The organism is Streptomyces changchenzhani (assembly GCF_039766235.1).
In the GTDB taxonomy this organism is placed as follows: domain Bacteria; phylum Actinomycetota; class Actinomycetes; order Streptomycetales; family Streptomycetaceae; genus Streptomyces.
Genome location: NZ_JBDHNH010000015.1, coordinates 1 through 26650, shown reverse-complemented (window position 1 = coordinate 26650; position 26650 = coordinate 1). Strand labels below are relative to the sequence as shown.

Annotated in this window: 27 protein-coding genes and 1 pseudogene; 12 read left to right on the top strand and 16 right to left on the bottom strand. The window is 67.3% G+C overall.

Annotated features, from left to right (window positions below; genetic code table 11):
* Window positions 1–92: 92 nt before the first annotated feature.
* Genes ABCR94_RS34025 through ABCR94_RS34010 form a run of 4 tightly spaced genes read right to left on the bottom strand, consistent with a single transcriptional unit; the run spans window position 93 to window position 3768 of the window.
* Window positions 93–764, bottom strand: coding sequence for a histidine phosphatase family protein (locus tag ABCR94_RS34025; RefSeq protein ID WP_347124807.1), 672 nt, complete (start codon window positions 762–764; stop codon window positions 93–95).
* A gap of 10 nt (window positions 765–774) precedes the next feature.
* Complete coding sequence (locus ABCR94_RS34020; RefSeq protein WP_347124806.1) at window positions 775–2475, bottom strand: GMC family oxidoreductase; 1701 nt, start codon at window positions 2473–2475, stop codon at window positions 775–777.
* 14 nt (window positions 2476–2489) lie between these two features.
* The gene (locus tag ABCR94_RS34015; protein WP_347124804.1) at window positions 2490–2888 is read right to left on the bottom strand and encodes a sugar dehydrogenase complex small subunit; all 399 of its coding nucleotides are present in this window, start codon (window positions 2886–2888) and stop codon (window positions 2490–2492) included.
* Between the two features lie 16 nt (window positions 2889–2904).
* On the bottom strand, window positions 2905–3768 hold the full coding sequence (locus ABCR94_RS34010; RefSeq protein ID WP_347124802.1) for a nuclease: 864 nt from the start codon (window positions 3766–3768) through the stop codon (window positions 2905–2907).
* A gap of 636 nt (window positions 3769–4404) precedes the next feature.
* Between ABCR94_RS34010 and ABCR94_RS39305 the strand changes: the two genes are divergently transcribed.
* From ABCR94_RS39305 to ABCR94_RS34000, 3 genes are read left to right on the top strand one after another with little or no spacing between them, the layout of a single operon-like run.
* Window positions 4405–4938 carry a transposase family protein gene (locus ABCR94_RS39305; protein WP_521978442.1) on the top strand — a complete coding sequence of 178 codons (534 nt, stop codon included), beginning with the start codon at window positions 4405–4407 and terminating at the stop codon, window positions 4936–4938.
* Window positions 4833–5321, top strand: a complete 489-nt coding sequence (locus ABCR94_RS34005; protein ID WP_347124800.1) for a transposase — start codon at window positions 4833–4835, stop codon at window positions 5319–5321. The genes ABCR94_RS39305 and ABCR94_RS34005 overlap by 106 nt, the downstream gene beginning before the upstream one ends.
* A 17-nt stretch (window positions 5322–5338) precedes the next feature.
* Window positions 5339–6001: a transposase gene (locus ABCR94_RS34000; protein WP_347124798.1), complete on the top strand. Its 663-nt coding sequence runs from the start codon at window positions 5339–5341 to the stop codon at window positions 5999–6001.
* A 70-nt stretch (window positions 6002–6071) separates the two neighbouring features.
* Here the strand turns inward: ABCR94_RS34000 and ABCR94_RS33995 are convergent, their stop codons facing one another.
* Window positions 6072–6350: a peptidoglycan-binding domain-containing protein gene (locus ABCR94_RS33995; RefSeq protein ID WP_347124797.1), complete on the bottom strand. Its 279-nt coding sequence runs from the start codon at window positions 6348–6350 to the stop codon at window positions 6072–6074.
* A 494-nt stretch (window positions 6351–6844) separates the two neighbouring features.
* On the opposite strand from ABCR94_RS33995, the gene ABCR94_RS33990 reads away from it, so the two are divergent.
* From ABCR94_RS33990 to ABCR94_RS33980, 3 genes are all read left to right on the top strand, one after another.
* Complete coding sequence (locus ABCR94_RS33990; protein WP_347124795.1) at window positions 6845–7171, top strand: hypothetical protein; 327 nt, start codon at window positions 6845–6847, stop codon at window positions 7169–7171.
* 654 nt (window positions 7172–7825) lie between these two features.
* Window positions 7826–8110 carry a hypothetical protein gene (locus ABCR94_RS33985; RefSeq protein WP_347124793.1) on the top strand — a complete coding sequence of 95 codons (285 nt, stop codon included), beginning with the start codon at window positions 7826–7828 and terminating at the stop codon, window positions 8108–8110.
* 292 nt (window positions 8111–8402) lie between these two features.
* Window positions 8403–10034 (top strand): DUF6531 domain-containing protein, encoded by a 1632-nt coding sequence (locus ABCR94_RS33980; RefSeq protein ID WP_347124792.1) that lies wholly within the window; start codon window positions 8403–8405, stop codon window positions 10032–10034.
* 28 nt (window positions 10035–10062) lie between these two features.
* On the opposite strand, the gene ABCR94_RS33975 is transcribed toward ABCR94_RS33980, so the two are convergent.
* Window positions 10063–10929 carry an IS3 family transposase gene (locus ABCR94_RS33975; RefSeq protein WP_347118397.1) on the bottom strand — a complete coding sequence of 289 codons (867 nt, stop codon included), beginning with the start codon at window positions 10927–10929 and terminating at the stop codon, window positions 10063–10065.
* Window positions 10930–10979: 50 nt separating this feature from the next.
* On the bottom strand, window positions 10980–11309 hold the full coding sequence (locus ABCR94_RS33970) for a transposase (RefSeq protein WP_347116874.1): 330 nt from the start codon (window positions 11307–11309) through the stop codon (window positions 10980–10982).
* A gap of 490 nt (window positions 11310–11799) precedes the next feature.
* On the opposite strand from ABCR94_RS33970, the gene ABCR94_RS33965 reads away from it, so the two are divergent.
* From ABCR94_RS33965 to ABCR94_RS33955, 3 genes are all read left to right on the top strand, one after another.
* The gene (locus tag ABCR94_RS33965) at window positions 11800–15234 is read left to right on the top strand and encodes an RHS repeat-associated core domain-containing protein (RefSeq protein WP_521978437.1); all 3435 of its coding nucleotides are present in this window, start codon (window positions 11800–11802) and stop codon (window positions 15232–15234) included.
* 12 nt (window positions 15235–15246) lie between these two features.
* Window positions 15247–15732, top strand: coding sequence for a hypothetical protein (locus tag ABCR94_RS33960; protein ID WP_347124791.1), 486 nt, complete (start codon window positions 15247–15249; stop codon window positions 15730–15732).
* Between the two features lie 91 nt (window positions 15733–15823).
* Window positions 15824–16318: a hypothetical protein gene (locus tag ABCR94_RS33955; RefSeq protein WP_347124789.1), complete on the top strand. Its 495-nt coding sequence runs from the start codon at window positions 15824–15826 to the stop codon at window positions 16316–16318.
* 72 nt (window positions 16319–16390) lie between these two features.
* Here the strand turns inward: ABCR94_RS33955 and ABCR94_RS33950 are convergent, their stop codons facing one another.
* Entirely contained in the window at window positions 16391–17419 is a 1029-nt protein-coding gene (locus ABCR94_RS33950) for an IS630 family transposase (protein ID WP_347122526.1), read from the bottom strand.
* Window positions 17420–17580: 161 nt separating this feature from the next.
* Window positions 17581–17967, bottom strand: a complete 387-nt coding sequence (locus ABCR94_RS33945; RefSeq protein ID WP_347122527.1) for a helix-turn-helix domain-containing protein — start codon at window positions 17965–17967, stop codon at window positions 17581–17583.
* 255 nt (window positions 17968–18222) lie between these two features.
* Here ABCR94_RS33945 and ABCR94_RS33940 point away from each other — a divergent pair, with 255 nt between their 5' ends.
* Entirely contained in the window at window positions 18223–18729 is a 507-nt protein-coding gene (locus ABCR94_RS33940; protein ID WP_347124986.1) for a C40 family peptidase, read from the top strand.
* Window positions 18730–19108: 379 nt separating this feature from the next.
* Here ABCR94_RS33940 and ABCR94_RS33935 read toward each other — a convergent pair whose 3' ends face one another.
* Window positions 19109–20707 (bottom strand): pRL2-11, encoded by a 1599-nt coding sequence (locus tag ABCR94_RS33935; protein ID WP_347124788.1) that lies wholly within the window; start codon window positions 20705–20707, stop codon window positions 19109–19111.
* Between the two features lie 205 nt (window positions 20708–20912).
* Between ABCR94_RS33935 and ABCR94_RS33930 the strand changes: the two genes are divergently transcribed.
* On the top strand, window positions 20913–21470 hold the full coding sequence (locus ABCR94_RS33930; protein WP_347124787.1) for a hypothetical protein: 558 nt from the start codon (window positions 20913–20915) through the stop codon (window positions 21468–21470).
* Window positions 21467–21688, top strand: coding sequence for a hypothetical protein (locus tag ABCR94_RS33925; protein ID WP_347124786.1), 222 nt, complete (start codon window positions 21467–21469; stop codon window positions 21686–21688). Before ABCR94_RS33930 ends, ABCR94_RS33925 begins: the two co-directional genes overlap by 4 nt.
* Before the next feature lie 517 nt (window positions 21689–22205).
* Here the strand turns inward: ABCR94_RS33925 and ABCR94_RS33920 are convergent.
* From ABCR94_RS33920 to ABCR94_RS33900, 6 genes and pseudogenes are all read right to left on the bottom strand, one after another.
* The gene (locus ABCR94_RS33920; protein WP_347124785.1) at window positions 22206–22754 is read right to left on the bottom strand and encodes a hypothetical protein; all 549 of its coding nucleotides are present in this window, start codon (window positions 22752–22754) and stop codon (window positions 22206–22208) included.
* A gap of 913 nt (window positions 22755–23667) precedes the next feature.
* Window positions 23668–24171 carry an IS3 family transposase gene (locus ABCR94_RS33915; protein WP_347124783.1) on the bottom strand — a complete coding sequence of 168 codons (504 nt, stop codon included), beginning with the start codon at window positions 24169–24171 and terminating at the stop codon, window positions 23668–23670.
* Between the two features lie 136 nt (window positions 24172–24307).
* Window positions 24308–24454: pseudogene (locus ABCR94_RS39300) on the bottom strand (IS3 family transposase); the annotation flags it as partial.
* Window positions 24455–24585: 131 nt separating this feature from the next.
* Window positions 24586–24915, bottom strand: a complete 330-nt coding sequence (locus ABCR94_RS33910) for a transposase (protein ID WP_347116874.1) — start codon at window positions 24913–24915, stop codon at window positions 24586–24588.
* Between the two features lie 20 nt (window positions 24916–24935).
* Window positions 24936–25730: an IS630 family transposase gene (locus ABCR94_RS33905; protein ID WP_347124781.1), complete on the bottom strand. Its 795-nt coding sequence runs from the start codon at window positions 25728–25730 to the stop codon at window positions 24936–24938.
* Window positions 25731–25744: 14 nt separating this feature from the next.
* On the bottom strand, window positions 25745–26650 hold a 906-nt coding region (locus ABCR94_RS33900; protein ID WP_347124780.1), incomplete at its 5' end, for a group II intron reverse transcriptase/maturase.

Below are 26650 nucleotides of genomic sequence, written 5' to 3'. Positions count from 1 at the left end.
AGCCGTCCATGACAGCGCCCTGCCCGCTACAATCCCACCGCTCCACGTTTCCCCAGGTCAAGCCACGAAGTACTGCTGGAGTACTAGCTGGGTTATCGCTCGCTTTCAGAACGGTCGGGGCCGTTGAGGTGGGCGGTGTCGTTGAGGTAGGCGAGGACCCAGTACTGGTTTCCGTACGGGTCGTGGTGGTGCTCGAAGAGGGTCAGGCCGGCGTGGTGGGTTCCGAGGTCTGTGTGCGCACTCGTCTCGGTGGGGACCTGGAGGAGGAGGTGGTAGGCGGCGTGGATGGTTTCGCCGTGGGCGGCGAGCAGAACGTGCCGGCCTTCGTAGCGTTGCAGGAGGGTGGCCAGGTGGCCGGTCGCTCTGGTGAGGTAGTTGTTCCAGGTGTCTGATCCAGGCGCGTAGGGCCGGTCGGGATGAGTTCGCGGGGCCCCTTGGAAGGCGTCCTCGACATCGTGCCAGAGCATGCCGTCGGCTTGGCCGTGGTGGGGGCCGTCGAGCCCGGGGTCGGTGGCCAGGGGCAAGCCGAGGGCGTCGGCGAGGATCTGGCCGCTCTCCTGCAGGCGAAGGCGGGGGCCGGAATGCAGGGCATCGAATGCGGGACCGGCGCGCTGCTGGTCGGCGAGTCGGGCGGCCAGCAGTTCGATCTGCCAGCGTCCGTGGTCGGTGAGCCCGGTGCAGGTCTTGGGGCCGCCGACGCGGCCGTCGACGTTGCACCGGGCTTGTCCGTGGCGGGCGATGGTCAGCCGCGTGGTGATGGTCATGGTGATTGCGTCACGGCAGGGTGGCGGCGAGCTTGTCGGCGGTACGCAGGGTGAGTGCGGCCAGGGTGAGGGTGGGGTTGGCGGTGCTGCCGGTGGGGAAGACGGATGGACCGACGACCCACAGGTTGGTGTGGGCGTGGGAGAGTCCGTCCGCGTTGACCACGGAGGTGGCCCGGTCGGTTCCCATGCGGGTGGTGCCCATGGGGTGGCCGGCGCCGTTGTACTTCAGCGTCGGCTGCATGGGTTCGATTTCCTCGGCGCCGGCGGTGTCCTCCATGTGCTGCCAGATACGGCGGGCGACGGAGTGGCCGTAGGCGAGGGCACGCTTGGAGTAGTCGTCGATCTTGTAGGCGATTTTGGGGCGTGGGATGTCGAGGCCGTCCCTCTCGTCCGAGAGGGTTACCCGGTTGGCGGGGTCGGGGAGCTGTTCGGTGGAGTAGCCGATGCGCAGCATGCGGGTGACCCGCTCGGCGAGCTGGTGCTGCAGCTCTGTGCCGTAGTGCTTGAGCTTCTTGGTGGCCGGGTCCCACATCAGCTTGTCGACTGCCGAGCCCGGGGATTCGAAACGGCCCCATCCGTCGTTGCCGATCGTCATGCGGAACGCGCCGGTGGTGCGCCGCCACGGCCCGTCGCGGAACGTTTCGATACTGAGTGTCGACTGCGGGCCGCGGAAGGGGAAGACGGGCTGCCCGAACAAGCCGACGACCTCCTCGGCGAGATGGTCCATGAGGTTGCGGCCGACCTGGTCGCTGCGGTTTTCCAGCTTCGAGATCAGCCACAGCTTCGGGGTCTCGATCGCGTTCATGGCCAACACGACATGCATGCCGTTGACCTGCTCCTCGGCCTGCTCGGTGGTGGTCCAGTCCCTAAAGACGACAGTGGGCGAGGCATTGCCCGGCCGCGGCACCAGGCGGGTGACAGTGCAGCCGGTACGGACCTGGACGTCGAGTTCGTCGCGGGCCCGACGGACATGGACGGAGGCGTCGTACTTCGCGCCGGACGGGCAGATCGGGATGCAACTGGAGTTGCCCTGACAAGCACTGCGCCCCTGGTACTCCTGAGAGTTGCGGGCCTGCGGGGTGGTGAGCACGGTGACCGGGATGCCGTCGATCGGCTCGATATCGGCAAGGGCTGTGCGTACGAGTTCGTCGCCGTAGCTGGCGGCGATGCCCGGCATCGGATAGTCCGTGCTGCGCGGGGTGAGCGCCTCCCACTCATACCGGTTTCCCGCCACACCGAGTTCGGCCTCGGCCTGGGCGTAGTACGGCTCCAGGTCGGCGTAAGTGAACGGCCAGTCCACGGCGATGTCGTATCGGCTCTTGAGCTCGAAGTCGGTGGGCAGGAACCGGGGGGTGTTGCCCCGCCAGGCCCAGGTGCTCCCGCCGACCATCCGCTGGATGCCGCTCTTGAACAGATCCGGGCCGCTCTCCACGTAGTACCGGTTCATGGCGACCGGATCACCGGTGCCGTCCGAGGAGGGCGCGTAGCCGAGCTTGTTGTTGGGCAACGCAGCGTACGGGGAGGGCACGTTCTTGCTCGGCGAAACCTGGTAGGCGTCGACGAACGCCTCACGCTGGTCGTCGTCGATCTCGTTGTCGCCGGCGTCCAGGAGCAGGATCCGCGCCTGCGGCTTGGCCGCCTTGATCCGGCAGGCACACAGCGCCCCGGCGACTCCGGCGCCGATGATGACGACGTCATAGGTGGTGTCCATCAGGTCTCCTTGGCTCAGGGGTGCTGGGTCCAGTAGCCGTAGCCGCCCGGGACCGGGGCTGCGGAGATGGGGTGGGCGTCGATGACCTTCCAGACCAGCCCGGCCCGGTAGCGCGCGGGGGTGTCCGGCGCGTCCTGCGTGTTGTCGGGGCGGGTGAACTGCGCCGTGTACCAGATGGCAAGCGTCTCCCGGGCAGCCCTGGCGAGCTTCGGGTCGGCGTTGACGGCGGCGAAAAGCGCCGCACCGGGATCGGCCTGGCCGACGGCCGTGCGGTAGGCGTCGATGAGACGGTCCAGGTCGGCGGGGAAGTGGCGGGCCAGGCGCTCGCGGTGCGCGCCGGCCGTCGCCGGGTCCAGCGGGAACTCGCCGGTGAGCAGCTCGGAGAGGGCGCGGAAGTCTGCGACGTGGGTCATGGCGGGTGCCTCCTGCTCAGTTCTCTTCGAAGACGAGGTCCTCGGAGGGGCGAGTCATGCGCACTTTGGTGCCGACGACCTTGACCACCGCGTCCAAGCCGGTGGTGAACTGGCCGGTGGACAGAACGAAGAAGCGGTCCTCTTCCTGGGCGAGGTAGGCCGGGAACCCGGCCAGGTTCGAGGAGCCGAGATTCAGATAGTCCACCAGCCGCCGGAACAGCTTGGGGAAGATCACCACGTTGTCTGTGAGGGAGGACATGCCCGTGACGGTCGCCCCCTTGATGGTCACGTCATCGGGCCACAGCCCCTTGCCGGGGGCTGCCTGGGCGTCGTGGACCGCGGCGGTCAGCTCGTTGCGCAGGTCGAAGAAGAGGGTGCGGTAGTACAGCGGATAGGCCAGACCGGTTGAGATCAGGTGATGGTTGACCGTGGTCCGCAGCATGGGGGCGTCCACGAAGATCTGCGTGCCGCTCGTGCCTGGGTGCGTGCCCCGGCCTGCCAGGGCAATGCACCGGCCGCCGATGTCCGCGCTGCGGGTCAGGATCCAGCCCGGCACGCTCGCGGGAGTGGTCTCGGTGACCGTCTCGTTGGACGGGCGCACAATGTTGGTGAATCCGAGCCAGGTCAGCAGCTCGTCCCTGGCCGCATGCGCGAAGGTCAGCGGCTGGTGGACCTCCGGGCCGGTCTGGGAGTAGTGGGTCTCCAGCGTGTCGATGGCCTCGAGGCGGAGCTTGGCGCGGCCTGCATCGTTGCGCTTGACCTTGTGAGGACCGCCCACGAGATCCCACTCGTCGGTGTTATCGGGTCGGAAGTGGACGGTGTCCCCGTCCGGCTGAGTGTTGGTGATTTCGTACGAGCCCTTGATCAGCAGCATCGGCATGGCGGGGTGACTCCCTTGGGACGGGGCGCGGGCACCGAGAAGACATCACTTAACGTCACCGTAAGGGCATCCAGCCCCACGGAGCGTGAAGCCACGCTGAGGTCGGCAACGCGACGGCAGCCGGTATCCGGCGGCTGGTGCGCGAAGCTGACGCGGTGAGGAGAGCGGCAGCTGGCCCGGCGGTGTGGAGCCAGCCTGCAGGGCCGGGGCGGCCAGCCGGTCAGGCGCAGGAGGAGTCCGGTAGCGCCGCGCCGCTTGAACCACCACAGCGCAGTCCCTGTGAGCGAATAGAGCGGCGCCCAGAAGCAGCCCAGCCCTGCCATCCCAGGTGGCTGACACCATCCGCACCGCTCTCACCCAGGGCTGGACGCCCGAGAGCCCCTGCTCGCCCTTCCACCTCGACCAGTCAGCGGGGTTCGTCTCGTCCCACTGACGCACCCCGCACTCAAGGACTCACCGACAGGTGATCGGTGAGTCCTTCTGCTTTCCGCTCCCCACATTCCCCAGTTGGTCCACTTCGTGGACCAACTGGGACGAAGAGCGAAATTGAGGAAATTTCGGGCTCTGACCGGAGTTCCGTGAATCGCCAGGTCAGCGAGGGACTGCGGGAACGATTCGGCAGGGGATCTGTCGGTCATGGGGGTCTGCTCGCTGGAAGATGTGCTGTTCCCGAAGATCGATGTGCGGTTGGAGCGGGTCGCGTTCACCGCGGAGGCGCTGGTGGTGTCGGCCTCCGCGTGCAGCCCCGCGCCTCGTTGTCCGGGCTGCCGGTCAAGAGCCCGTCGAGTGCATTCCTCGTATGAGCGTGGTCTGGCCGAACGCCCCCTTACCGGGACTAAGTTGCAGGTCAGACTCCGAGTGCGACGTTTCTTCTGCGACCAGTCCTCCTGCGAGCGGAAGACGTTCGTCGAGCAGGTCAGCGGGCTGAGCGAACGGTATCGGCGATCCAGTCTCGGCACGAAGGAGTGGCTGCGGGCGGTCGCCGTCGAACTGGGAAGCCGGGTCGGCGAACGTCTCTGCCGGCAGGCCGCAGCAAGCTGCTCGAACTCCTCGAAGCACCGCTCGTGCCCGACAGGTCGCCGCGGGTGTTGGGCGTCGACGAGTTCGCCTTCCGCAAGGGCTGCACCTACGGAACGGTCCTGGTCGACGTCGAGGCCGGGCGAGTCGTAGACGTACTGCCCGACCGGACGTCAAAGACGTTCGCCGACTGGCTCCGTGCCCATCCCGGCGTCGAGATCGTCTGCCGCGACCGGGCCACCGCTTACACCCGTGCGGTCAAGGAGGCCGCCCCGCACGCCCTGGAAATCGCCGATCGCTGGCACCTGCTGCAGAACCTGTCCGTGCGGTCGAGAAGACGTGCCACCAGCACCGCGACTGCCTGCGCAAACACATCGAAGATGAGGCGCCCGCGCCACCGGAGCCACCACCGATGGACCTGCCACCACCGAGCCTTCCCCCGACCCAAATCATCGAACGCACCCGTCACCGGCACGAAGACGTCCGCCGACTCGTCGATGCCGGCTGGACCATCAGCGCCATCGGCCGGCGACTGAACCTGGACCGCAGAACCATGCGCCGGCTCCGCGATACCGACCTCGACGTGATGCTCGCTTCCGCCCGCGAACGGTGCCCGGCCGGCGTGCTGGAGCCGTTCAAGCCGTATCTCAACGCCCGCTTCACCGAGGCATCGGGCCAGGTCAGCGGGAGCCGTCTGTTCCTGGAGATTCACGAACGCGGCTACCGGGGAAGCCGCCAGGTAGTCCGCAAGCATCTCACCGCCTTGCGCGCGGGCACCGCCGAACCGATCCGGGCCGACATCCCCAGCCCCCGCAAGATCACCTCGTGGATCATGCGGCCCCGCGAGTCCCTCACCGACAGCCAGGACGAGCGGCTGCTCGAAGTCCGGCTCGCCTGCCCGGACATCACGCGGGCCTGTGACCTCGCGCGTTCCTTCGCCGATCTGGTCCGCAACCAGCGTGGGCACCTGCTGCACGACTGGATCCGCCAGGCCGAACAAGACGCCCCCAAGCCCATGAGCGGCTTCGCCGGGTTCCTCCGACGCGACCTCGACGCCGTCACCGCCGGACTCACCCTCTCCTGGAGCTCAGGCGTCGTCGAAGGCCACGTGAACAGGGTCAAAACGCTCAAGCTCCGCCGACACAACCGCGATCTGACCACCATCAAGGTCGGGCAGCAGCTGATCGTCGCCAAGTCGGCGCCGATGGCGGCCTGACGAGAGTTTCGGCGGCGGTTGCGGCCCAATCGCCGCCGTCTGCTCACGCTTTCATGGCGCGTAGAAGCTCTCAGCAGACAAAGTCAGGCGAGTTTGCCCAGAAGGTAAGGAACGACCAGGTCTGCGCGCCGACAATGCCGTCGACCGTAATCGCGGCGCACTTCTGGAATCTCTTAGTCGCGGCGTCGGTGACCGGACCGAAGGATCCGTCCTCGAGCAGCCTGTCCCCTTGCATCGACAGGTTGAGGTAGCACTGCGCCTGCTTGACCGCCTCCCCCGACGAACCACGTTTGAGCGTCGGGCGGCTGGTGGTGAAGTTGCACGGTTGTTGACTTCCCGTGGTGGTCATCACGAGGCTCCTTTCCTGTGTGAACGCAGTCATGCAACGATGGACTTGATCGCGGCATGGCAATGAAGCGCCCGGCGGCAGGTCATGAGCCTGTTGACGAAGGCATGTTGCCGCGGGCACTCGTTCTGGCCCTCTCAGAGAAGCACAGGACCGCACACGCCGCACGGCAAGGTGTTCCGTCGGGGGTGTGGCCGGGGTGTGCCACGCTCCGGCTGGTCGAGCCGTGTGCATGTGTCACGCGGCCGGGGCTTGTGGATCGCGGCTGGTTCTACCCGGCGCGGCATTTCGGCCCTCCAACAGAATTCAGTACGGCCTGAGCCTGATTGTCGACGAATCTGGTGAAGAGTGGCTGGGCATAGCCGAAAATGACAGCCCAGGCGATGATCTGGGCCGACGAGTCGAGAGCACTCAGGCCGGGAATGAACTCCCCGCGCATGAGGAGCAGCCCGAGCGGGGCAGTGAGCGCGCCGGTCGGAAGTTTCAGCAACGCCAGTGTGACGGGAACGTTGTATGGAGTTGAGGTACCCCGGATCCGCCGCGGCGACAGCGGCGGCCACGAGCCCGATGAACTCGACGACGGGGTGCTCGACTACCTGGCGCCTGGTGAAGTGCTGGAGACTGTCGACCGGCTGGCCGCCCGAGGCTTCGTCGAATGGGTCGGCGACAGGGGCGTGCGCGTCAACTCCTTGGCGGCATGCGTCATTGAGCGCCGCGAGCTGCCCGCCCGTTTCCTCATGCAGTGGAACGCGGACAAAGCCTCCTCGGAGGGAGCCCCGATGCCGGGACCACCTGTTGCGGTGCCCGCCACGTCCCAGTCCTGACGAGGTCAGCACGGGTTCGAGCCGGGCACCACTGCGGTGACGTGAGCGTCAGGGGGAGTCCAGGGCGGCAACAGCCTCCTTCGGCGCATCCATGCGCTTCTCCACGAAAGCCCACCCGCCGTCGGGCGCTGAGTACAGGGTGCCGGGTGGGACCGTCAGCCACACCGAGCCGTCATCAGCAACGAGCAACAGCCCCTGGGCGTGCAGGGAGTGCAGCGATTCAACGGCTTCGTCCTCGCTGATTTCCTGGGCAGCGGCCGCCTCGACGGCCGTGCCGGACAGACGCGCCAGCGACTCCCGATGCCGGGCGCACCCACGGGGATCTGCTGGCCGTAGATCTCTGCGTACGCGAGGAGAGTCCTCATCATGTCGGCCTCACCGGACTCGGGACCGAGATAGGCCACAACCAAGTCGAGCGGGCTGGCACCGTTCATACCCTGGGGGCGCAGTCGGCCGGGCCCAGTCACGGTAGAAGGTACCGGGCGGGTTGAGGTCGACAGCGTCGCCGGCTTGCGCGGGGTGCGCTTGGGACGCGGACCGATCCGCTCGGCGGCCGCAGTCCGGCGGGCGGCCTCCCGGGCCCGCCGCTATGCGGGGTTATGTCGTTTACGTGCCATGTCCTGCGTAACCGGCGACCGCCTCTAGCCTGAGCGCATGGCCTTGAGCACCGATGAACGCTCCCTGCTGACACTGATCACCAAGTCCCCCGAGCCGGTAGGTGATGTCCGACTTTTTCCACGAGCTGAGTCGCCGGCTCCCGGCATGAACGAACACCATCCCAGCCACGAAGAGTGGCTCCTGCGCCAAATCGAATGGCACAGCGTCTCTGTCGAGCTGTGGCAGCGGGACCTCGTCCGCGTCGTCGTCCCGGCCAACGGGGAACGCGGCGACATGGTCGAACCCACCGAGGCCGGCCGCGCCGCCCTGGCCGCCTACTGACCTTTTCGGGTTGGCTTCGGGTGGTGACGTCTGGTGATCCCTGCGGTATGCCGGTGTTTTGCGGCATACGGGTGGTGGGCAAAGACCTTCCCAACCGCCGCTTTGGGCGGACTGCCCAGATATGTGATCACGTTCTGTGCCGGCCACTTCACAGAGCCTCTTGATTCCTTGCGCGCTGCCTACATATATTCCTCAGCGCGGTCATCATGATCGTGTTCATGCTCGGGGAGAGCTGTGCGGGTGCCGTGACCACGGCGTGGGGGGAATTGTGCTGTCGGCTGTGTCTGCGCGCGTGCGTGTGCTGGTTGTCCTGCTGGTGTTGTCCGTAATCGCGGGCAGTGGCTGGTTGACCGATGTACCGGTCATTCAGACAGCCACAGCAGCCGAGGCCGTAGGGGGCCACGGACCGCAGCCGGCGCCCCGCCAGGACCCGATGTCACTCAAGGAGCGGCGGGAGCAGACCAAGCCCGGCTCCGGTGCGACACGCTCGCGCGGTCTGCCCGCGACGACGAGCCCTCCGGCTACGCGGGCGCAGTTGGATGCGCTGGAGAAGAACCGGCTGCAGAAACTTGCGATCGGTCCGGGGCTGAAGAGCGCGGCGGCGGGCGCTGCCGCCTCGTATACCAGTGGCGCGCTGTGGCAGGTCACGCACGACCCGTTCGGCGGCGTCGCGGCACAGCAGGGCGGGTTCCTGGAGACGTTGGGCAATTACATCGGCCCTGCTGTTCCGGGTGAGCCGCTGCAGGTGTCGGCTGCGATCTGGCAGACGGGGGGCGCCGATGATGAGGTGCATCCGGTCAAGGTCACCTGGCAGATTGATGATTACTGTGCCGGGGCGCCGGACAAGGATTTGGACTTCGGCCAGACCGTGTCGGCTCCGACGCTGAACACGAACCGTGAGTTCCCGGTCGTCAATGCCACGATCACACTGCCGAGCACCACGTGCACCGCGGCGGAGCCGAAGTACTTCGTTTACGCCTGTACGCAGGTGGTGGACGACCCGGCCGATACCCGCAAGTGCGGTTCGTACAACGCGTTTGTCATCGTGCCGAGCCTGCCCGAGGGGCCGGCCGGTGGTGGCTACTGCGGGGATGCGAGCGGGGCGCCGCGTACGGATGTGATGCGTGCCGATCCGGTCAACACCGCTACCGGGGCGTTCACCGAGTGCTTCACCGACACCCAGGTGCCCGCCCCCGGCGTGCCTTTGGACGTCAAGCGCACCTACAGCTCCGGCCTGGCGGAGAGTGGGGCACTGGGCAAGGGATGGCGCCTGCCGTGGGAGGTTGCCCTGGCTGTCCAGCCGGGCGGCAATGTGGTGCTGCACGGTGAAGGGGGCGCGCAGCACGCCTATACGAAGAAGAGCGACGGCTCCTTCGTCACGCCGGGTTGGGCGCGTTCGAAGCTGGCCGCCGACGGCTCGGGGTATCGCGTCACGACGGCCGATCACCGGGTGTACGCGTTCAACGGTTCGGGGCGGCTGACGTCGCTGAAGGACCGTACGGGACAGGGCCTGGCCTTCACCTATACCGACTCCAGGCCCACTGGGATCACCGATGCCGCCGGGCGTGCTGCCTCGCTCTCCTACACCGGGGAGCGGCTGGACAAGCTGACGCTGGCCGACGGCCGGTTCATCGGCTACGACTACACCGACGGGCGGCTCACCACCGTCACCGCGGTGGACGGGGCCAAGGAGAAGTACGGGTACGATGCCGCCGGGCGGCTGGAGAAGGTCACCGACGCCCGGGACAAGCCCAAGGCGACCAATGGGTACGACGCCCAGGGGCGGGTGACGTCCCAGAGCGACGCGCTGGGCAACACGACCACGTTCGCGTACACCACGACCGGGCTGTTCGACCAGGTTGACGCCACCGCTCCGGACGGTGGGGTGTGGACGGACCTCTATTACAAGAATGTCCTGTTCTGAGGTTCCCCCGGTGTGCGGGAGGTGCTGATCAGCTGGTCAGGATGGGTTGACGTGGTTTCAGGTTCGCTTGTTCGGTCGTCGCCTGGTTGGCGTAGTGCTTCTCCTCGAACTCGATGGGACTGAGGTAGCCGAGGCGTTTCTGGATGCGTCGGCTGTTGTAGAAGCCGTCGATGTACTCGAACAGCGCGAGGTTGGCCTCGGCCCGGGTGACGAAGACGCGTCCGCGCACGCACTCGGTCTTGATCAGCATCCACAGATTCTCCGCGAGGGCGTTGTCGTAGCTGTCGCCCACGGACCCCATCGACCCCTCAATACCCGCACGTACCAGCCGTGTTGTGAGCTTGATGGACGTGTATTGACAGCCGTGGTCGGCGTGATGGATCAAGGTGCCGGGCACGGGCTCGCGGCTGGCCAGGGCGTACTCGAGGCAGGACAGGACCAGGTCGGCGTCCGCGCGGGCGGAGGTCTCCCAGGCCACCACCCGGCGGGAGAAGGCGTCGCGGATCGCGGAGAGCCACAGCGGTCCCTCACCCGTGGGGATCATGGTGAGGTCGGTGACCCACAGCCGGTTCGGCACGGGAGCGGTGAAGTCCCGCTGCACCAGGTCCGGGGCGAGCGTGGCCGTCGGGTCGCGGCGGGTGAAGCCCTTGCCCGTGCGGCGTGGGCTGAGGCCCGCCAGATCGGCCTCGCGCATCAATCGCTCGACCCGCTTGCGGCCGATGGCCACGCCCTCGCGCTTGAGCACGGCATGCACGCGGGGCGAGCCGTAGATCCCGCCGGAGTCGGCATGGATCTCCTCGATCTTGGTCGTCAACTCCGCGTCACGGCGGCGGCGTTCACACGGCTCCTTCTCCTGCCGGCGCCAGCGGTAGTAGGTGGACGAGGGGACGTGCAGTTCCCGGAGTACGGGCTCGACACCGAGGTCACTGCGTTCGCTGAGGAACGTCAGTACCTGCGCCGGGTCGTGTCGAGTTCCTGGGCGAAAAAAGCCGAGGCCGTGCGCAGGATCTCGTTCGCCCGGCGCAGTTCCTTCACCTCCCGCCGCAGCTGGCCCAGCTCGTCCTTCTCCTCGGTGGTCAGCCGGTCGTCGCGCTCGCCGCGGTCGGCCTCGGCCTGGCGGATCCAGCCGCGCAGTGCCTCCGGGTGGACCCCCAGCTCAATGGCCAGGCGCTTGATCTGGGGCTTCGGCTCGGCGGTGCGATACATCCGCACCGCACGCTCACGCAACTCCAGCGGATATTTCCTCGGAGCGGCCATGGTCAGAGTTCCTCTCATGAGAACCATCTGACCCGCTGTCATCGCCCTCCGCATCTCGGGGGAACCTCAGTTCAGCCAGCTCGACCCGTTCGGCAACCCGAGCTCGTACCGCTACGACCAGCGGTTCAACCGCACCGGTGCGCTCGATGCGGAGAAGCGGCTGACGACGTGGGACTACAACGCTGTCGGGCAGCTGACCGCTCGCAAGACCGGTGCGTCCGACGAGTCGTGGACGTATGACGCGGCGGGCAATGTCGCCACGCACACCGGCGGCGAGTCGGACAAGACCATTCTCGGGTACAACGCCAAGAATCAGCTGACCTCGGTCAAGGACCCGCTGGGCAAGACATCGATCTTCAGCTACTTCCCGGACACGGGACTGCTGGAGAGCGCCACCTCGGCGGGGGGCAAGACCACCCGTTATGGGTACGACACCGCCGGGAACCAGACGTCGATCACCACGGCGGAAGGCAAGAAGACCACCTTCACCCACTACGCCGCCGGGCAGGTGAAGACCGCCACCGAGCCGCGCGGCAACGCCGCCGGTGCGGACCCGGCGAAATTCACCACCGCCTTCACCTACGACGCGGCCGACCGGCCCAAGACGGTCAAGGACGCGCGGGGCAACAGCACCACCTACGACTACGACCTGGCGGGCAACCTGGCCCAGGTCACCGACGCCAAGACCCGCATCACCCGCTACGACTACGACGACGCCGGACGTCTGAGCGTGGTGACGGACCCGGCGGGCAAGACCATGGTCACCGGCTACGACAAGGCCGGCCGGACCGCATCGGTCACCGACCGGACCGGGGCCAAGACCACCTACGGCTACGACAAGGCCGGCAACCGCGTGGAGACGGTGACCGCCCGCGGCAACGCTCCCGGCGCCACCAAGGCTGCCTACACCTGGAAGACCGTCCCCGACAAGGTCGGCAGCCCCAAGACGGTCACCGACCCGCTGGGCAAGACCAGCAAGTTCGGCTATGACGCGGACAACCGCCCCACCTCCACGACCAATCCGCTCGGCCACACCCGCACCGTCGCCTACGACGACAACGGCAACGTCACCCAGGCCAACGACGGCCTGAACCAGATCACAGCGCAGCTGGTCTACGACAAGAACGGCCGGCTGATCTCCTCGGCCAGCCAGAACAATTACAAGACCACCTACGAGTACGACGACGACGGCAACCTGACCGCACAGGTCTCCCCGCTCACCGAGCGCACCACCTTCGGATACGACGGCGACGGCCTGCGCACCTCCATGGTCGATCCGCGCGGCAACGTCACCGGTGCGGATGCGGCCAAGTACACCTGGACCTACGGCTACAACGAGGCCGGCCACGCCACCTCGGTCACCGACCCGCTGGGCAACAAGCGCACCACCGGCTACGACGCCGCGGGCAACGCCGACACCTCCACCGACGCACGCGGCAAGAAGACCCTCTACGGCTACGACGAGCTGGACCGCGTCAACAAGGTCACCGGTCCGGACGGGGCCGTCACGGCCTACGGCTACGACACGGCCGGATACCTGACGACCAAGACCGATGCGAACAAGAACGTCACCACCTACGGGAACGACGCCGAAGGCAGAGTGACCTCCACCAAGGACCCGCTGGCGCGCACGGTCACCTCGCAGTACGACCCCGAGGGGCACCAGGGCAAGGTCACCAACGCGCGCGGGCAGAGCGTCACGCTCACCACCGACGCCCGCGGCCTGCCCACCAAGGTCGCCTACTCGGACGGCACGCCGGCCACCAGCGTGAAGTACGACGACGCCTCACGCCCCGTCGAAGCCACCGACGCGACCGGCACCCGGACCCTGAACTACCACGACGACAACCAGCTCGCCACGGTCACTTCGCCCGGTGCCACCAAGCCGTTCAAGTACAACTACAACACCGACGGCAGCCTGGAATACCGCTACGACCCGCAGGGCGGCTCGGTCTTCTATAAGTACGACAAGAACGGCCGGGTCTCGAGCCAGCGGTTCAACTCCAAGACCGTCGCCTACGGCTACGATGCGGCCGGCAACCCGACCGGCACGACCCTGCCGACCACCACGGCCCGCAGCGAGAGCCGCACCTACGACACCGCCGGACGCCTGGCCTCGGTCACCACCCCCTCGGGCACCAACGCCCTGACGCTGGATGCCGACGGCCGCGTGATCGCGGACAAGAAGGGCAGCGGCTTTCCCACCCGCTACGCCTACGACGACGCCGGACGTGTCGCCCGCAACTGCACCGACACGACGGCGACCTCCTGCCTGACCGGCACCACCGGCAGCACCTACAAGTACGACCCGGTCGGCAATATCAAGACCTCTGCCACCGGCGCCACCACCACCACGAACACCTACGACGCTGCCGACCAGCTCAAGCAGAGCGTCACCGGCACCACCACCACCGCCTTCGGCTACGACGCGGATGGCAACCAGACCAAGGACGGCAGCGACACCTACGTCTTTGACCCGGCCGGACGGGTCAAGTCGGCCACCATCGGCGCCAACGCCTACACCTTCCTCAACGACGCCGACGGCAACCGCACCACCACCAAGAAGAACGGTGCTCTGGACCGCACCACCCGTTGGGACAGCAACAACCAGTTGCCCCTGATCGCCGCGGACAGCAACGGCGCCGGCACCCTCCTGGGCCAGTACCAGTACGGCCCGGACGGCGCACCGCAGTCCATGGGCCGCTCGGCCACCGCCGACTTCTACTTCACCCACGACCAGCAAAGCTCCGTCCAGGGCGTCTACGACACCACCGGCACCGAGAACTACCGCTACAGCTACAGCCCCTGGGGCAAAGCCACCGGCACCGCAGGCACCGGCACCAAACAGACCAGCCCCTTCGGCTTCACCGGCCAGAGCACCGACCCCAGCCTCCCCGACCGGCTACTCCTGCGCGCCCGCAGCTACGACACCGCGCAAGGCCGCTTCACCAGCACCGACCCCATTCCCGCCGGGGCCGGCAACCTCAATCAGGCGCCCTACAACTACGCCGACAACGACCCGGTCAACCTCTCCGACCCCTCCGGCCTGTGCCCGCTGTGCATCAGCGCCGCAGTCGGCGGCGTCCTCGGCGGGATCATTGGCGGAGCCACCTACGCCCTCACCCACGAAGGCGACTTCCAATGGGGCGACTTCGCCGCCTCCACCGGCAAAGGCGCACTCATCGGCGTCGGCGCCGGCCTCCTCGCCCCCGTAGGCGGCGGATTCGCCGCCTCCCTCGGCCTCTCCGGCGGCCGCGCCCTGGCCACCGCCGCCACTGTCAACGCCGGCATCGGCATGGGCTACACCTGGGGCGTCAACACCGTCCAATGCCAACCCACCACCCCCTTCGACCTCCTACTCGGCGGACTCGGAGGCGGCCTGGGCACCCTCATCGGCCCCGCCTGGAACGGACTCAAGGGGCTATTCGCTGGTGCTCCTGGTGCAGCCAGGCCCGGTGGACTGACCCTGGACTTCCCCCCATACGGCCCCTCAGTCCGGGGGCCAGCGAGCGCCAAGAAGGGGCCGAATGTCTTGGAGACAAGCACGGCACCGCCCGGTTGGACGCATGCAGGTCAGCTCAAGCAGGCGGAGAGCATGCTGGAGGGCTACGCCCTGAAGAACTACAGCTCGAAGCACTCCGGCCGCACGTACGTAGGCGGCTACAATACCCAAACCGGCGAGATAGCAATCGGCTCTTCCGGCGGCAAGTTCCCGGGCGTCTCTTACTGCGCCGAAGGCAACGTCTGCTACGCCCTGGGCGGAGACGCGACGAAGATTAGATTCACCAACGCCTACACCGTTAAAAAAGGGGAGGGCGCGAATCTGATCGTCAAGAAAAAGCCAGTTTGCGTCAACTGCCAGGCCGATTACCCTAGCCCATTCCAGTTCCAGCCGGGCGTCCAACATGACAGCCCCGGCCCCTGGGACGCACAGAACTACTAGCGGGCGGCGCACATGAACATGGTTCAGATTGAGATTTCCCGACACGACTGGGCCAGCATGTGGTGCGGCTGCCGCAGAACGGCAGAGCACATTCCGCACGACTTCCTGGCGGCGCTTGCAGGCCCGCCACCGGAAGACGCAGGTGCCGGCTGGGCCGACAGTCACGCATACGTACAGTCGAATCTCATGCAACCTGCCGTAGCCACGGCGTCAATCGCTATGGCGGCGCTCGCCGATGGCGCACCAGTGGAGCACCGGCATCATCTCTTGGCCGTACTGCAGGTACTTTCCACTGGCGAGCAGGACGATATTGCAGACGAATGCCTGAAGGTCGTCCAGGGAGGAACCTGGATCCTCTACGAAGAGATCGTCTCCGGCCGATCCATCGTGGCAGCGGCATACGCATATGAACTGCTTGATCTCCTCGAAGACGAGGCTGACCGTCTCAAGAGCGTCCAGAGAGCAGCCCGCGAGAACCTCCCTACCTACCTGCGCTGAAAGTTCAACACCCGCCCATGGGCTGCCCCGGCCAAGTGTCCGCACCAGCCAAGCGACCAGTGCCCGAATCGGAAATGCTGCCGGAATGGTAATGGAACTCGTCCAGATCGAGATCTCGCGCCATAGCTGGCGGACAACGGAATGTGGTTGCGGCAAAAACGCCGATCACATTCCGCACGATTTTTTGGCAGCCTTAGAAGAGGCGCCACCATCGCGCACAGGAATGGGCTGGGCAGATAACCACGCCTACGTTCAGTCCAACTTGATGGAAACGGCCGTGGCCACAGCCTCGGTAGTCACCGCTGCACTCGCGGATCCCGACGTCCCCTTGGAGTGGCGGTGGCACCTCCTCGGTGTGCTCAACAACCTTGCGTACGGGGATCAGGAAAGCATCGCAGAGGAGTGCCAGAACGTCATCCGAGGCAGCACGTGGATCCTCTACGAAGAGATCACCTCGGGACGGTCGAAACCTGCGGCCGGGTACGCCTACGATCTCCTGACGGCCTACCCGGAGGAGGAAAGTAGATTGCGCAGCTTCCAGCAGGAAATGCGCGCCAATCTGCCAGAAGACCTGCAGCCGAAATAGTATCCGGTCCCCTACTACGGCTTCGGTCGCTTGCGGAGCTGACCTGCTATTGAGCCGAAACTGGTGGGTTGCCTACTGAATCGTGTAGCGGACGTGCCGGGCGTGGAAGTAGCCGGAGACGATGTGGGGTTGGTGCTGTCGGCGGTGCAGGAAGCGTCGTGTCTCGCGGGCGAGATCGTCGGTCGAGGTGGTGCGGGCGGCGTGGACGTGGTGTTTCAGGTCGGCGTTCAGCAGCTCGTCGGGGTTGAGTTCGGGGCTGTAACCCGGCATGAGGTGCAGTTCGATCCGGTCGGTGTTCGCCGCGAGCCACCGTTTGACGGCCTTGCTGCGGTGTACGGGGTGCCGGTCGACGATGACGTGGACCTTGCGCCGGGCCTGCGTGGCGAGGCGGTCGAGGAAGGCACAGAACACCTTCGCGGTGAACTTCTCCGGGAAGACGGTGAACCACAGGGCGCCCCGTGAGGCGACCGCCGACATGATGTTGACCTTGAAGCGGCGGCCGTTGACCCGCACCAGCGGGGTGTGTCCGGCCGGGGCCCAGGAGCGTCCGGGCGGGGCGGTGTCCGAGCGCAGTCCGCACTGGTCGGCCCAGACCAGCTCGGCCTTCTCCTTCCGGGTCCGCGCGGCGATCGCCGGGTACTCGTCCTCCAGCCAGGCCCGTACCTGTTCGTCCTGCTGCCGGTAGGAACGGCGTGCGGGACGCTGTGGCGTGAAGCCGTGCCGGCGCAGCCACTTGCCCACCCCCTGTTCCGTCATCGAGACCCCGCATACCAGCCGGATCAAGACCCGGACCGAGGCGCGGGTCCACATCACCCCGCTCTGCCCCAGATCGGCCGGGGTGTAGTCACGCATCGCCTGCAACACCGCACCGCGAGCGGAGTCGTCGATCAACTCGCCCCTGCCCGCCCTGGATTCACGCTCGGGTGCCAGCAACGCCTGCCTGCCGCCGGACTTGAACGCCCGCCACCAGGTGCCCACCGACCGCTCGGCAACACCGAACACCTCCGCGGCCTGGCCGTACGTCGCCACCCGCCCCGACTCCAACGCGGCCACCACCCGCAGCCGCAGATCCTCCTGCGCCCCAGGCGACAGCCGCCGCATGTCCCCACCCTCGATCACACCCGACCAACGACCAGGCAACCAATCAGTTTCGGCTCAATAGGCCCGGTAGCGACGACATCACCCGCATCGCCGTTCGCACCCCCACCACCCGCCCCACCAACCGCAGGACCGCTGACGGGCCTTGGCGCCGTAGTTAGCCATCACCAATGTCGGCGCCACCTCCCCCGCCCCCGCTCACACAGGTTCGCGATCAGCTCACCCACCAGCCGCCGCGTCCACAACTGCCCCACCAGTCCCACCTCGCACGGCCGGTGATCGAGAACCGCCTGCCGCACCGCCGCCTGCCCGGCCTCCGGCAGCATCTGGTGCACCCCCACTGGGCGGCCCTTCGTCCGGGCCAGCAACGCCTCCCGGCCCCCGGCCCACCTCTTCGCCCGCCACTTGTCCACCGCCTTCAACGACACCCCGAACACCGCCGCCACGTCCCCACGGTCCCGGCCCGCCCTCAGCGCGGCCGCCGCCCGCAGCCGCAACGCCTCCTGCGCCGACGTCAACAAATGCCGCGCATCCCCCACCAGTTCACTCACAGACAGCTCAACGACCCAGAATCACAACCGTTTCGGATCAATACGGCGAGTCGGGTACTCCTACAGGATATGTTTTCCATAATTTCGCGGATCTGTTGCAGAACGGTTACAGCCCAACCCGTGTCCGAAAGTGAATTGCGGGCGGCATCGGAGAAATATGGTCGGCTGTTACGTGCCACGAACAACGGCAATGAAAACAGGACTTCGCAGGTATCCGACCGACTGCTCTCTGCATCCGAACGCGGAGGTTTTTCGATGTCCGTCTCAAGGACCGGCTCCCGTAAGGCCCAACAGGCTCAGCGCCATGTTCGCCGCGCCGCCAGATTCCGGCTCTCCCGCGCCTTCCTGCTCCTCTTCCTCCTGACCGTAGGCACGTCGGCCGGCCCCGTGTCGCCCGCCGACGCGGCCGCGCCATACGGCGTCCGGGCGTTGGCCGTGGCCGCTTCCAAGGAGGGCGCCCCCTACGCCCGCGGCGCGACAGGACCCAAACGGTTCGACTGTTCGGGCCTGACGCTCTATTCCTTCCGGAAAGCCGGCAGAAGGCTTCCCCGTACCGCCAAGCAGCAATACGAGCACACCTCGCACATTTCCCGGCGAAACCGCACGCCCGGCGATCTGGTGTTTTTCCCCAAAGGGTCGACCATGACACACGTAGGCATCTACGCCGGCGACGACAAGATCTGGCACGCCCCCCGCCCGGGTGCCCGCGTACGGCTGGAACAGATCTGGAGCGGGAACATCCGCTACGGGCGTGCCTCTTGACCTCGCGGGCAGGCCCGGCGGCAGTACTGGCGCCACCCGACGAGCCCCTGCCCGCCCCTCTCCCGGCCGGGCGAGGGCACCTGCCGGGAGTGCGCCGTAGCAGAGGTCCTGGGCTGGCTCTGACGCCGGCTCGGCAAGATCGATCAGTCGTGCGTCCGCTGCCCATCTGGGGCTTGCCGGCACCGTGACAGGGATCTCGGAGAGCCGAGTGGAGCAAGCCGGGCTGCGGCCCGGCCGAGGGACTGGTCGGATCGGCGTCATGAAAGACCAGCCCCGTGCCGCCCCCTCATCGCCTACGTCCACCAGGGCAGTCTCCCCGGGCGCCGTGGCGGTGAGCCAGTCGGCGGCTTCGGCGTCGGTCAGGTTCGGCACGGTCCGGTCAGCCCAGGTCGGTGGTGCCGGAAGCGGCGCGGGGCCGGTTGCGTGCCCAGCGCTTGAGGTCGCCGACGCGGTAGAGGAGTTCGGCGCCGCGCTTGTCGGTGGAGCCGGGGAATTCCGGGTCGTTGGCGCGGGCGAAGCGCAGCGCGGCGAGGGTGATGTCCGGCAGGTGGTGTTCGTGGGCCTGGCGGAGCCCCACCGCCTGGTCGTCGTCCACGGGCGGGTTCGCCGGCGGCGTCGCCGTAGTGGCGCGGGCCGCGCTGTCACCCGGGTCGGCAGCCGGGGGCGTGAGGCTCCAGGCGTCGGCGAGCAAGTCGACGTCGGCGGCCGGTGTCGTATCGGGGGCTGCCGTGGAGGCGACGGCCGGAGTGGTGTTGCTCCAGGCTTCGGTGAGGACGTCGACGGGCGGCGTGGCGGGTGCGGTCGCCTTCTGCAGGGTGGTGCCGGTCTTGCCGCCTGAGTGGACGCCGGACATCGCCCACTCGCGGGCTTCCGCGTTCGACAAGTTCAGCACCTGCGTCTCGCGGGCGCGGCCGCGGGTGACGACTTGGACACGGCCGTCGTGCTCGGACGGCATCGGGATGGGACTGACTTCGGGGACCAGCATCCGCCAGGCGTTGAGGGTGTAGCGGACCAGGATCCGGGTGGCGAAGTTCTCGCGCATCTCCGGGCCGCCGATGGCGCGGGCGGTGCCGGACTGCGCGACCAGGAGCACGTGCAGGCGGACCTGGCGGCCCATGAACAGGATCTCGGCGAGCGCGTCGATGGCCGGGGACTCCTTGGGGTCGCCGCTCTCCCGGGTCTTCGCCCAGTACCGCTTGAGCTGCGTCATGGTGGCGTTGACCTCTTCGAGGAGGATCACCACCCTGGGTCCGACGCGCCAGGGCTCCCTGTCGAGGACGTCGTCGTCCAGCTGCTCAGCAAGGCGGATCCGGTGCCGGCCTTCCAGAGCGAGGCCGACCAGGGCGTCGTGGATCTCGGCGATGTCCCGGCAGTAGGTGACGCCGGGCACGCCGCGTGCCCAGGAGTGGGAGATCCGCTTGAAGTCCAGAACGAACGCGAGCGCTCCGTTGTGGATGAACCGGCAGGTGATGCAGCGCAGGATGGTCGACTTGCCGCCGCCGCTGCCCGCGGCGATCAGGACGTGCGGCGAGTCGGCGTCCAGGTCGACGGAGACCTTCTTCTTCGCGGCTCCGAGCCCGATCAGCGGCGCGGACTCAGGCATCTTTGCCAGAATCTCGCGCACCCCGGGGTCGGACAGACGCAGCATCTTCGGCGGTGCCTGGCGCTTTTTGACGATGACGTGCGTGTCCCTGCCCGCGCGGCGCCAGGTGAAGGAGACGTTTTCCAGGGCGAGTTTCTTGGCGATGAGGTCGGCCACCAGGTCCTCGCTGAACCGCAGGTGCCTCGGAACATCGATGCGTATCTGGGCGTCGTCGTCGGAGAAGTTGCGCGGGACGTGGAGGTAGCGGCGCGGGTCGGTCAGCTCCGAGATGCCCAGCGGCACGGCGAGCGCCTGGTGCAGCGGCACCACCCACTCACGCATCAACTCGCGCCGCCTGCGCGTGCAGAGCGCGTACGCGAGGCCGCCGACAGCCACAGTGGAGGCCGCGGTCCAGTATTGGCTTATGGCGTCCGGGCCGACTCTCCAGGATGTGCTCGCATGTTCGGGCTCCTGCCGCGAACTCGGCACCGGTGCGTGCCGTCATCACCCGGAAGAACGCCCGACCATCCGGGGACTGACTGCTGGTCGTCCAGCGATAGCCGGTTCCCTCCTTCATTCCTCTCTTGCAAGGGAACGGCGTATGAGCATGTTGATGTCCCGTACGGGCAAGGTCTGCGGGGTGGCGGCCTGTGGTCTGCTGGCCCCGGTCCTGCTGGCCGGCGCACCGGCGGGAGCCCAGGAGGCGCCCGCACAGGCGGCCGCAGCGCCGTCGGTGGACTGGACGATGGACTTGAGCACGCTGACGCTCTTCGACATCCAGGGCAAGATCGACACCGACCTGTGCGCGGACGTGTACGGCAAGGTCACGGTGGAACAAGGCAGCGAGAAGCACACCGTGTGGCAGCGCCCGCGCAACAAGACCCTCCAGGTCTGCGAGGAGAACCGGCCGCTGGGCGACGGCGAGCAGTCCGGCCGCGAGAGCCTCAACCGCAAGGTCCACTACTCCTCCAAGGCCGGCGACACCCGCCCGTGGAAGAGACGAGCGAGGCGATCGTCGGCGCGTTCACCGGCTCCCTGGCCGCTCCCCGCACGCTGCTGCTCGGCAGATACGACGCCGAAGGCCGCCTCCAGTACGTGGGCCGCACCACCACCCTCGCCCAGACGGCAGGTGTGGCGGTCGCCGACCGGCTTTCTGTGAGGCGGCACGGTCATCCGTGGACAGGATGGTCGTTCTCCGCGGGGTGGGGCAGCCGGGAGAAGCTGGCCGTCACGCTGGTGGACCCCGAGCTGGTGGTGGAAGTCGGCGTCGACGTCGCCCGCGACGCCTCCGGCCACTGGCACCACCCCGCACGCTGGCACCGGCCCCGCCCCGACCTCTCCCCCGTCGACGTCCCCCGCCTGACGCCGCAGCGCTGACACGGGCTGGGCTGCGCGGCGGCCCCGGCCGGCGCGCCGCCCGTTGAGCGGCGCCTCGATCCCCGGCCGCCGCCGCACCGCCCAGCCCGCCCCGCTCCTCAACTCCAGCCAAAACCTGGGAGCAAGCGTCCGCAACGGGGATGTCAGCGGCCCGACCACACCCAAACCGCGTGGTGACCTGCACGAACCCGGAAGCGGCCTGCAAGGCGGCGCAACCGTAGGCGCAACAGATGGCACACCCGTTGCCGCAACAGATGGCGCAACACTTGTCGCGATCTGGCTCCGGACGGCCTCAAGCGGCCCGACGCGGGGCTGCCGGGGCGTGTTCCTCCGCTGCTCCTTGTCCACCGCCCGGGACGGCCTGGAGCAGCTCCCGTGCGCCGGCCGCAGGTCCTCCCCCGGCCCGGCGGCGGTATCCCTCGAATGGGCGCCCGCGCGGTCGTTCGATGGTGGAAGGGCGGTGTTCCCAGCCAGGGTGCGTGCTGGGAACACCGCCGTTCACTGCTGATCTACGAGGTCAGCAGGGCCGGATGTAGTACACGGGTGTCCACGACGCGGTGCCGGAGCCCTTGGCGACGTGCGACCAGCGCTCGGTGCCGTTCGAGTTGTAGAACCGTGCCCGGGTGCCCCAGCTCTGGTTGTTGTTGAACGTGCCGTCGCCGGCACCACCGAAGCTGTAGTAACCACAGTAGTAGTAGTCGTAGTTGTTGCCGTAGCCGTCCCTGATGCACAGGTGGCCAGAGGCGCACGGCAGGAGTGCGCTGTTCGAGGGTGCGGCCAGGTCGCGGGCCGGCTGCTGGCCCGGGGCGGCGAGGGTCAGAGAGCCGCCGCCGATCGCGAGCTTGTTCGCGGAAACCTGGCGTGCTTCCGAATGCTTGGCCAGGTAGCTGTCGACTTGCTGCTGAAGCTGGGCCGCCTGCGGGCTGGTCAGCCCCGCGTCGAGCGCCTGCGCCGTGTAGGGCGACGGCTGGGACTCGGGCGCGGCCGACGCGCTGCCGGTCAGGACCGGGCCCGCGACCAGTGCCACAATCGCGGTCATCATCACCATGAACTTACGCACTAACACGCTTGTTCCCCTTTTGATTTGGGCGCTCCGGGGGCCACTCACCTGAAGGTGGTCTTGGAGACGCAGGCCCCATCGTGGTGGGCTCATGCCCCTGGCATGAAGGCAGGAATGAGCCGCCTCTGGCTCTCCTACGGGTACCTCACCCATGGTTCAGCCTCATACGCCTCAGCGGTTTCCACTTGCGGCACCTGCTCACCGATATGGGGACGCCCCACGCCGGCTGGAGGACCGCACTGTGTGCGTCCCCCGCCTGCGATTCACCGGCCCCTGGCTGTTCCCCTGGAGAGCCGGACCGAAGGGCATGGCCCGATGCGGAGGTTGCGAGATGCTGCCCACGGTGATGTCCCACTGTCGACGGACAGCAGGAAGCGGCCGAGCTCGCGGGCAGCGGAGAGGAACGGCTCAAGGATGCCGAAGTCGATGAGCTGCTGGCGATCGCGGTGGAAGGATTCCGCTGTCCGGGAGTAACACGTGACCATGTTCAGGCACCGGGTCCGCAGGAGATCACGGATCACCGCCTCGACCTCGTCGGACAGATACTCGCAGCCACGCCCCCGCTGGAACGACGGGAGACCAGGTCCGAGACGGCACCGTCGCCTTCGCTCCAGCGCCGCAGCAGCGCTCGGTAAGGTGCCGGGCCTTCGGTCCGCGCCGGGGGGTGATTGCTGTGGCCCAGACGATCGGTAGTGTGCTGCACGACCGCTTCGACGAGCTGATGACCGAGTCGCTGAAGCTCGTGCAGGTGATGACGCGCTGCCAGTTGGCGGTGGCCCAGCACCCCGGTTGCCGGGCGCCTATGCGGATCAGGGCCTCGGACACACACCATCCATCTCGCTCCCGCCGCCCTGAGCCAGGCGCAGACCAAAGCGGCAGTCCGCACTCTGAGGTTCCCCCGGTGTGCGGGAGGTGCTGATCAGCTGGTCAGGATGGGTTGACGTGGTTTCAGGTTCGCTTGTTCGGTCGTCGCCTGGTTGGCGTAGTGCTTCTCCTCGAACTCGATGGGACTGAGGTAGCCGAGGCGTTTCTGGATGCGTCGGCTGTTGTAGAAGCCGTCGATGTACTCGAACAGCGCGAGGTTGGCCTCGGCCCGGGTGACGAAGACGCGTCCGCGCACGCACTCGGTCTTGATCAGCATCCACAGATTCTCCGCGAGGGCGTTGTCGTAGCTGTCGCCCACGGACCCCATCGACCCCTCAATACCCGCACGTACCAGCCGTGTTGTGAGCTTGATGGACGTGTATTGACAGCCGTGGTCGGCGTGATGGATCAAGGTGCCGGGCACGGGCTCGCGGCTGGCCAGGGCGTACTCGAGGCAGGACAGGACCAGGTCGGCGTCCGCGCGGGCGGAGGTCTCCCAGGCCACCACCCGGCGGGAGAAGGCGTCGCGGATCGCGGAGAGCCCACAGCGGTCCCTCACCCGTGGGGATCATGGTGAGGTCGGTGACCCACAGCCGGTTCGGCACGGGAGCGGTGAAGTCCCGCTGCACCAGGTCCGGGGCGAGCGTGGCCGTCGGGTCGCGGCGGGTGAAGCCCTTGCCCGTGCGGCGTGGGCTGAGGCCCGCCAGATCGGCCTCGCGCATCAATCGCTCGACCCGCTTGCGGCCGATGGCCACGCCCTCGCGCTTGAGCACGGCATGCACGCGGGGCGAGCCGTAGATCCCGCCGGAGTCGGCATGGATCTCCTCGATCTTGGTCGTCAACTCCGCGTCACGGCGGCGGCGTTCACACGGCTCCTTCTCCTGCCGGCGCCAGCGGTAGTAGGTGGACGAGGGGACGTGCAGTTCCCGGAGTACGGGCTCGACACCGAGGTCACTGCGTTCGCTGAGGAACGTCAGTACCTGCGCCGGGTCGTGTCGAGTTCCTGGGCGAAAAAAGCCGAGGCCGTGCGCAGGATCTCGTTCGCCCGGCGCAGTTCCTTCACCTCCCGCCGCAGCTGGCCCAGCTCGTCCTTCTCCTCGGTGGTCAGCCGGTCGTCGCGCTCGCCGCGGTCGGCCTCGGCCTGGCGGATCCAGCCGCGCAGTGCCTCCGGGTGGACCCCCAGCTCAATGGCCAGGCGCTTGATCTGGGGCTTCGGCTCGGCGGTGCGATACATCCGCACCGCACGCTCACGCAACTCCAGCGGATATTTCCTCGGAGCGGCCATGGTCAGAGTTCCTCTCATGAGAACCATCTGACCCGCTGTCATCGCCCTCCGCATCTCGGGGGAACCTCAGGGTGCCGGTCGACGATGACGTGGACCTTGCGCCGGGCCTGCGTGGCGAGGCGGTCGAGGAAGGCACAGAACACCTTCGCGGTGAACTTCTCCGGGAAGACGGTGAACCACAGGGCGCCCCGTGAGGCGACCGCCGACATGATGTTGACCTTGAAGCGGCGGCCGTTGACCCGCACCAGCGGGGTGTGTCCGGCCGGGGCCCAGGAGCGTCCGGGCGGGGCGGTGTCCGAGCGCAGTCCGCACTGGTCGGCCCAGACCAGCTCGGCCTTCTCCTTCCGGGTCCGCGCGGCGATCGCCGGGTACTCGTCCTCCAGCCAGGCCCGTACCTGTTCGTCCTGCTGCCGGTAGGAACGGCGTGCGGGACGCTGTGGCGTGAAGCCGTGCCGGCGCAGCCACTTGCCCACCCCCTGTTCCGTCATCGAGACCCCGCATACCAGCCGGATCAAGACCCGGACCGAGGCGCGGGTCCACATCACCCCGCTCTGCCCCAGATCGGCCGGGGTGTAGTCACGCATCGCCTGCAACACCGCACCGCGAGCGGAGTCGTCGATCAACTCGCCCCTGCCCGCCCTGGATTCACGCTCGGGTGCCAGCAACGCCTGCCTGCCGCCGGACTTGAACGCCCGCCACCAGGTGCCCACCGACCGCTCGGCAACACCGAACACCTCCGCGGCCTGGCCGTACGTCGCCACCCGCCCCGACTCCAACGCGGCCACCACCCGCAGCCGCAGATCCTCCTGCGCCCCAGGCGACAGCCGCCGCATGTCCCCACCCTCGATCACACCCGACCAACGACCAGGCAACCAATCAGTTTCGGCTCAATAACCGTGGCACGTCCCGCATGAATATCCTGATGACAACGCTCGCAGACCACAAGGGTCTTACGCTTCCGCATGGCCATCATCCGTACCCATACGGGCCGTTCCGACTGACCCGGGCGGTTTAGATCCGCGAGCTTGCGGACGTGATGAACTTGCAGTCCTTCCAGTCCCTCGCACATCTCGCACTGTCCAGCCAAGAGCCGATGGATCAGCTCGTTGCGTTTAGTGACCGCCATAGTCGGCTTGATGTCGGCGATGATGGCAGTACGTTTGCGCTTGAGAGGAATCCCGCCGAAACGGGCTACCAGTGGCTTTCTGCCGTTGTCGCGCTGCACGACGGCCTCACAGCACGTTCGAGGACCGTCAGGGGTTTCGATGACCGTTTTATACTTACGAGCCATCTTGTTGACGGTCGACTTGTGCTTTGCAGCCAGGGTTTTGAGTAAGGAGACCTCCATAACCCGTCGCAGTCGTCCCAGGCGGTGAACATTCTGGGCCAGCAGATAATACTGGATAAACCCGCGATACTCGGCTCCGTATCGTGCGACGATCGTGTAGTCCTGATCGTGCATCAACAGGCCGCGATGAGTGGGCTTCCCTTTGCGCGTGTAGCTCGTACATCGATTCCGGATTACGGTCCCGGGTACGAACAGGCCGACCCTGCCGTTGGCAGACCTCTTTCCAGAGGTAATTTTAGTATCGGCGTGCAGGACCTTGATTTCGTATCCGAGGAATCTCGCAGCCTGGCTGGCTGCGTGAGTGATCAGGGTCTTGGATTGTGAAAGTTCTAGCCTGAGTTCTTCACGCAGGAACGATTGAATCCGCGCCTTGATCTCCTCGGCCTCACGTTTGGGACCCGCGAA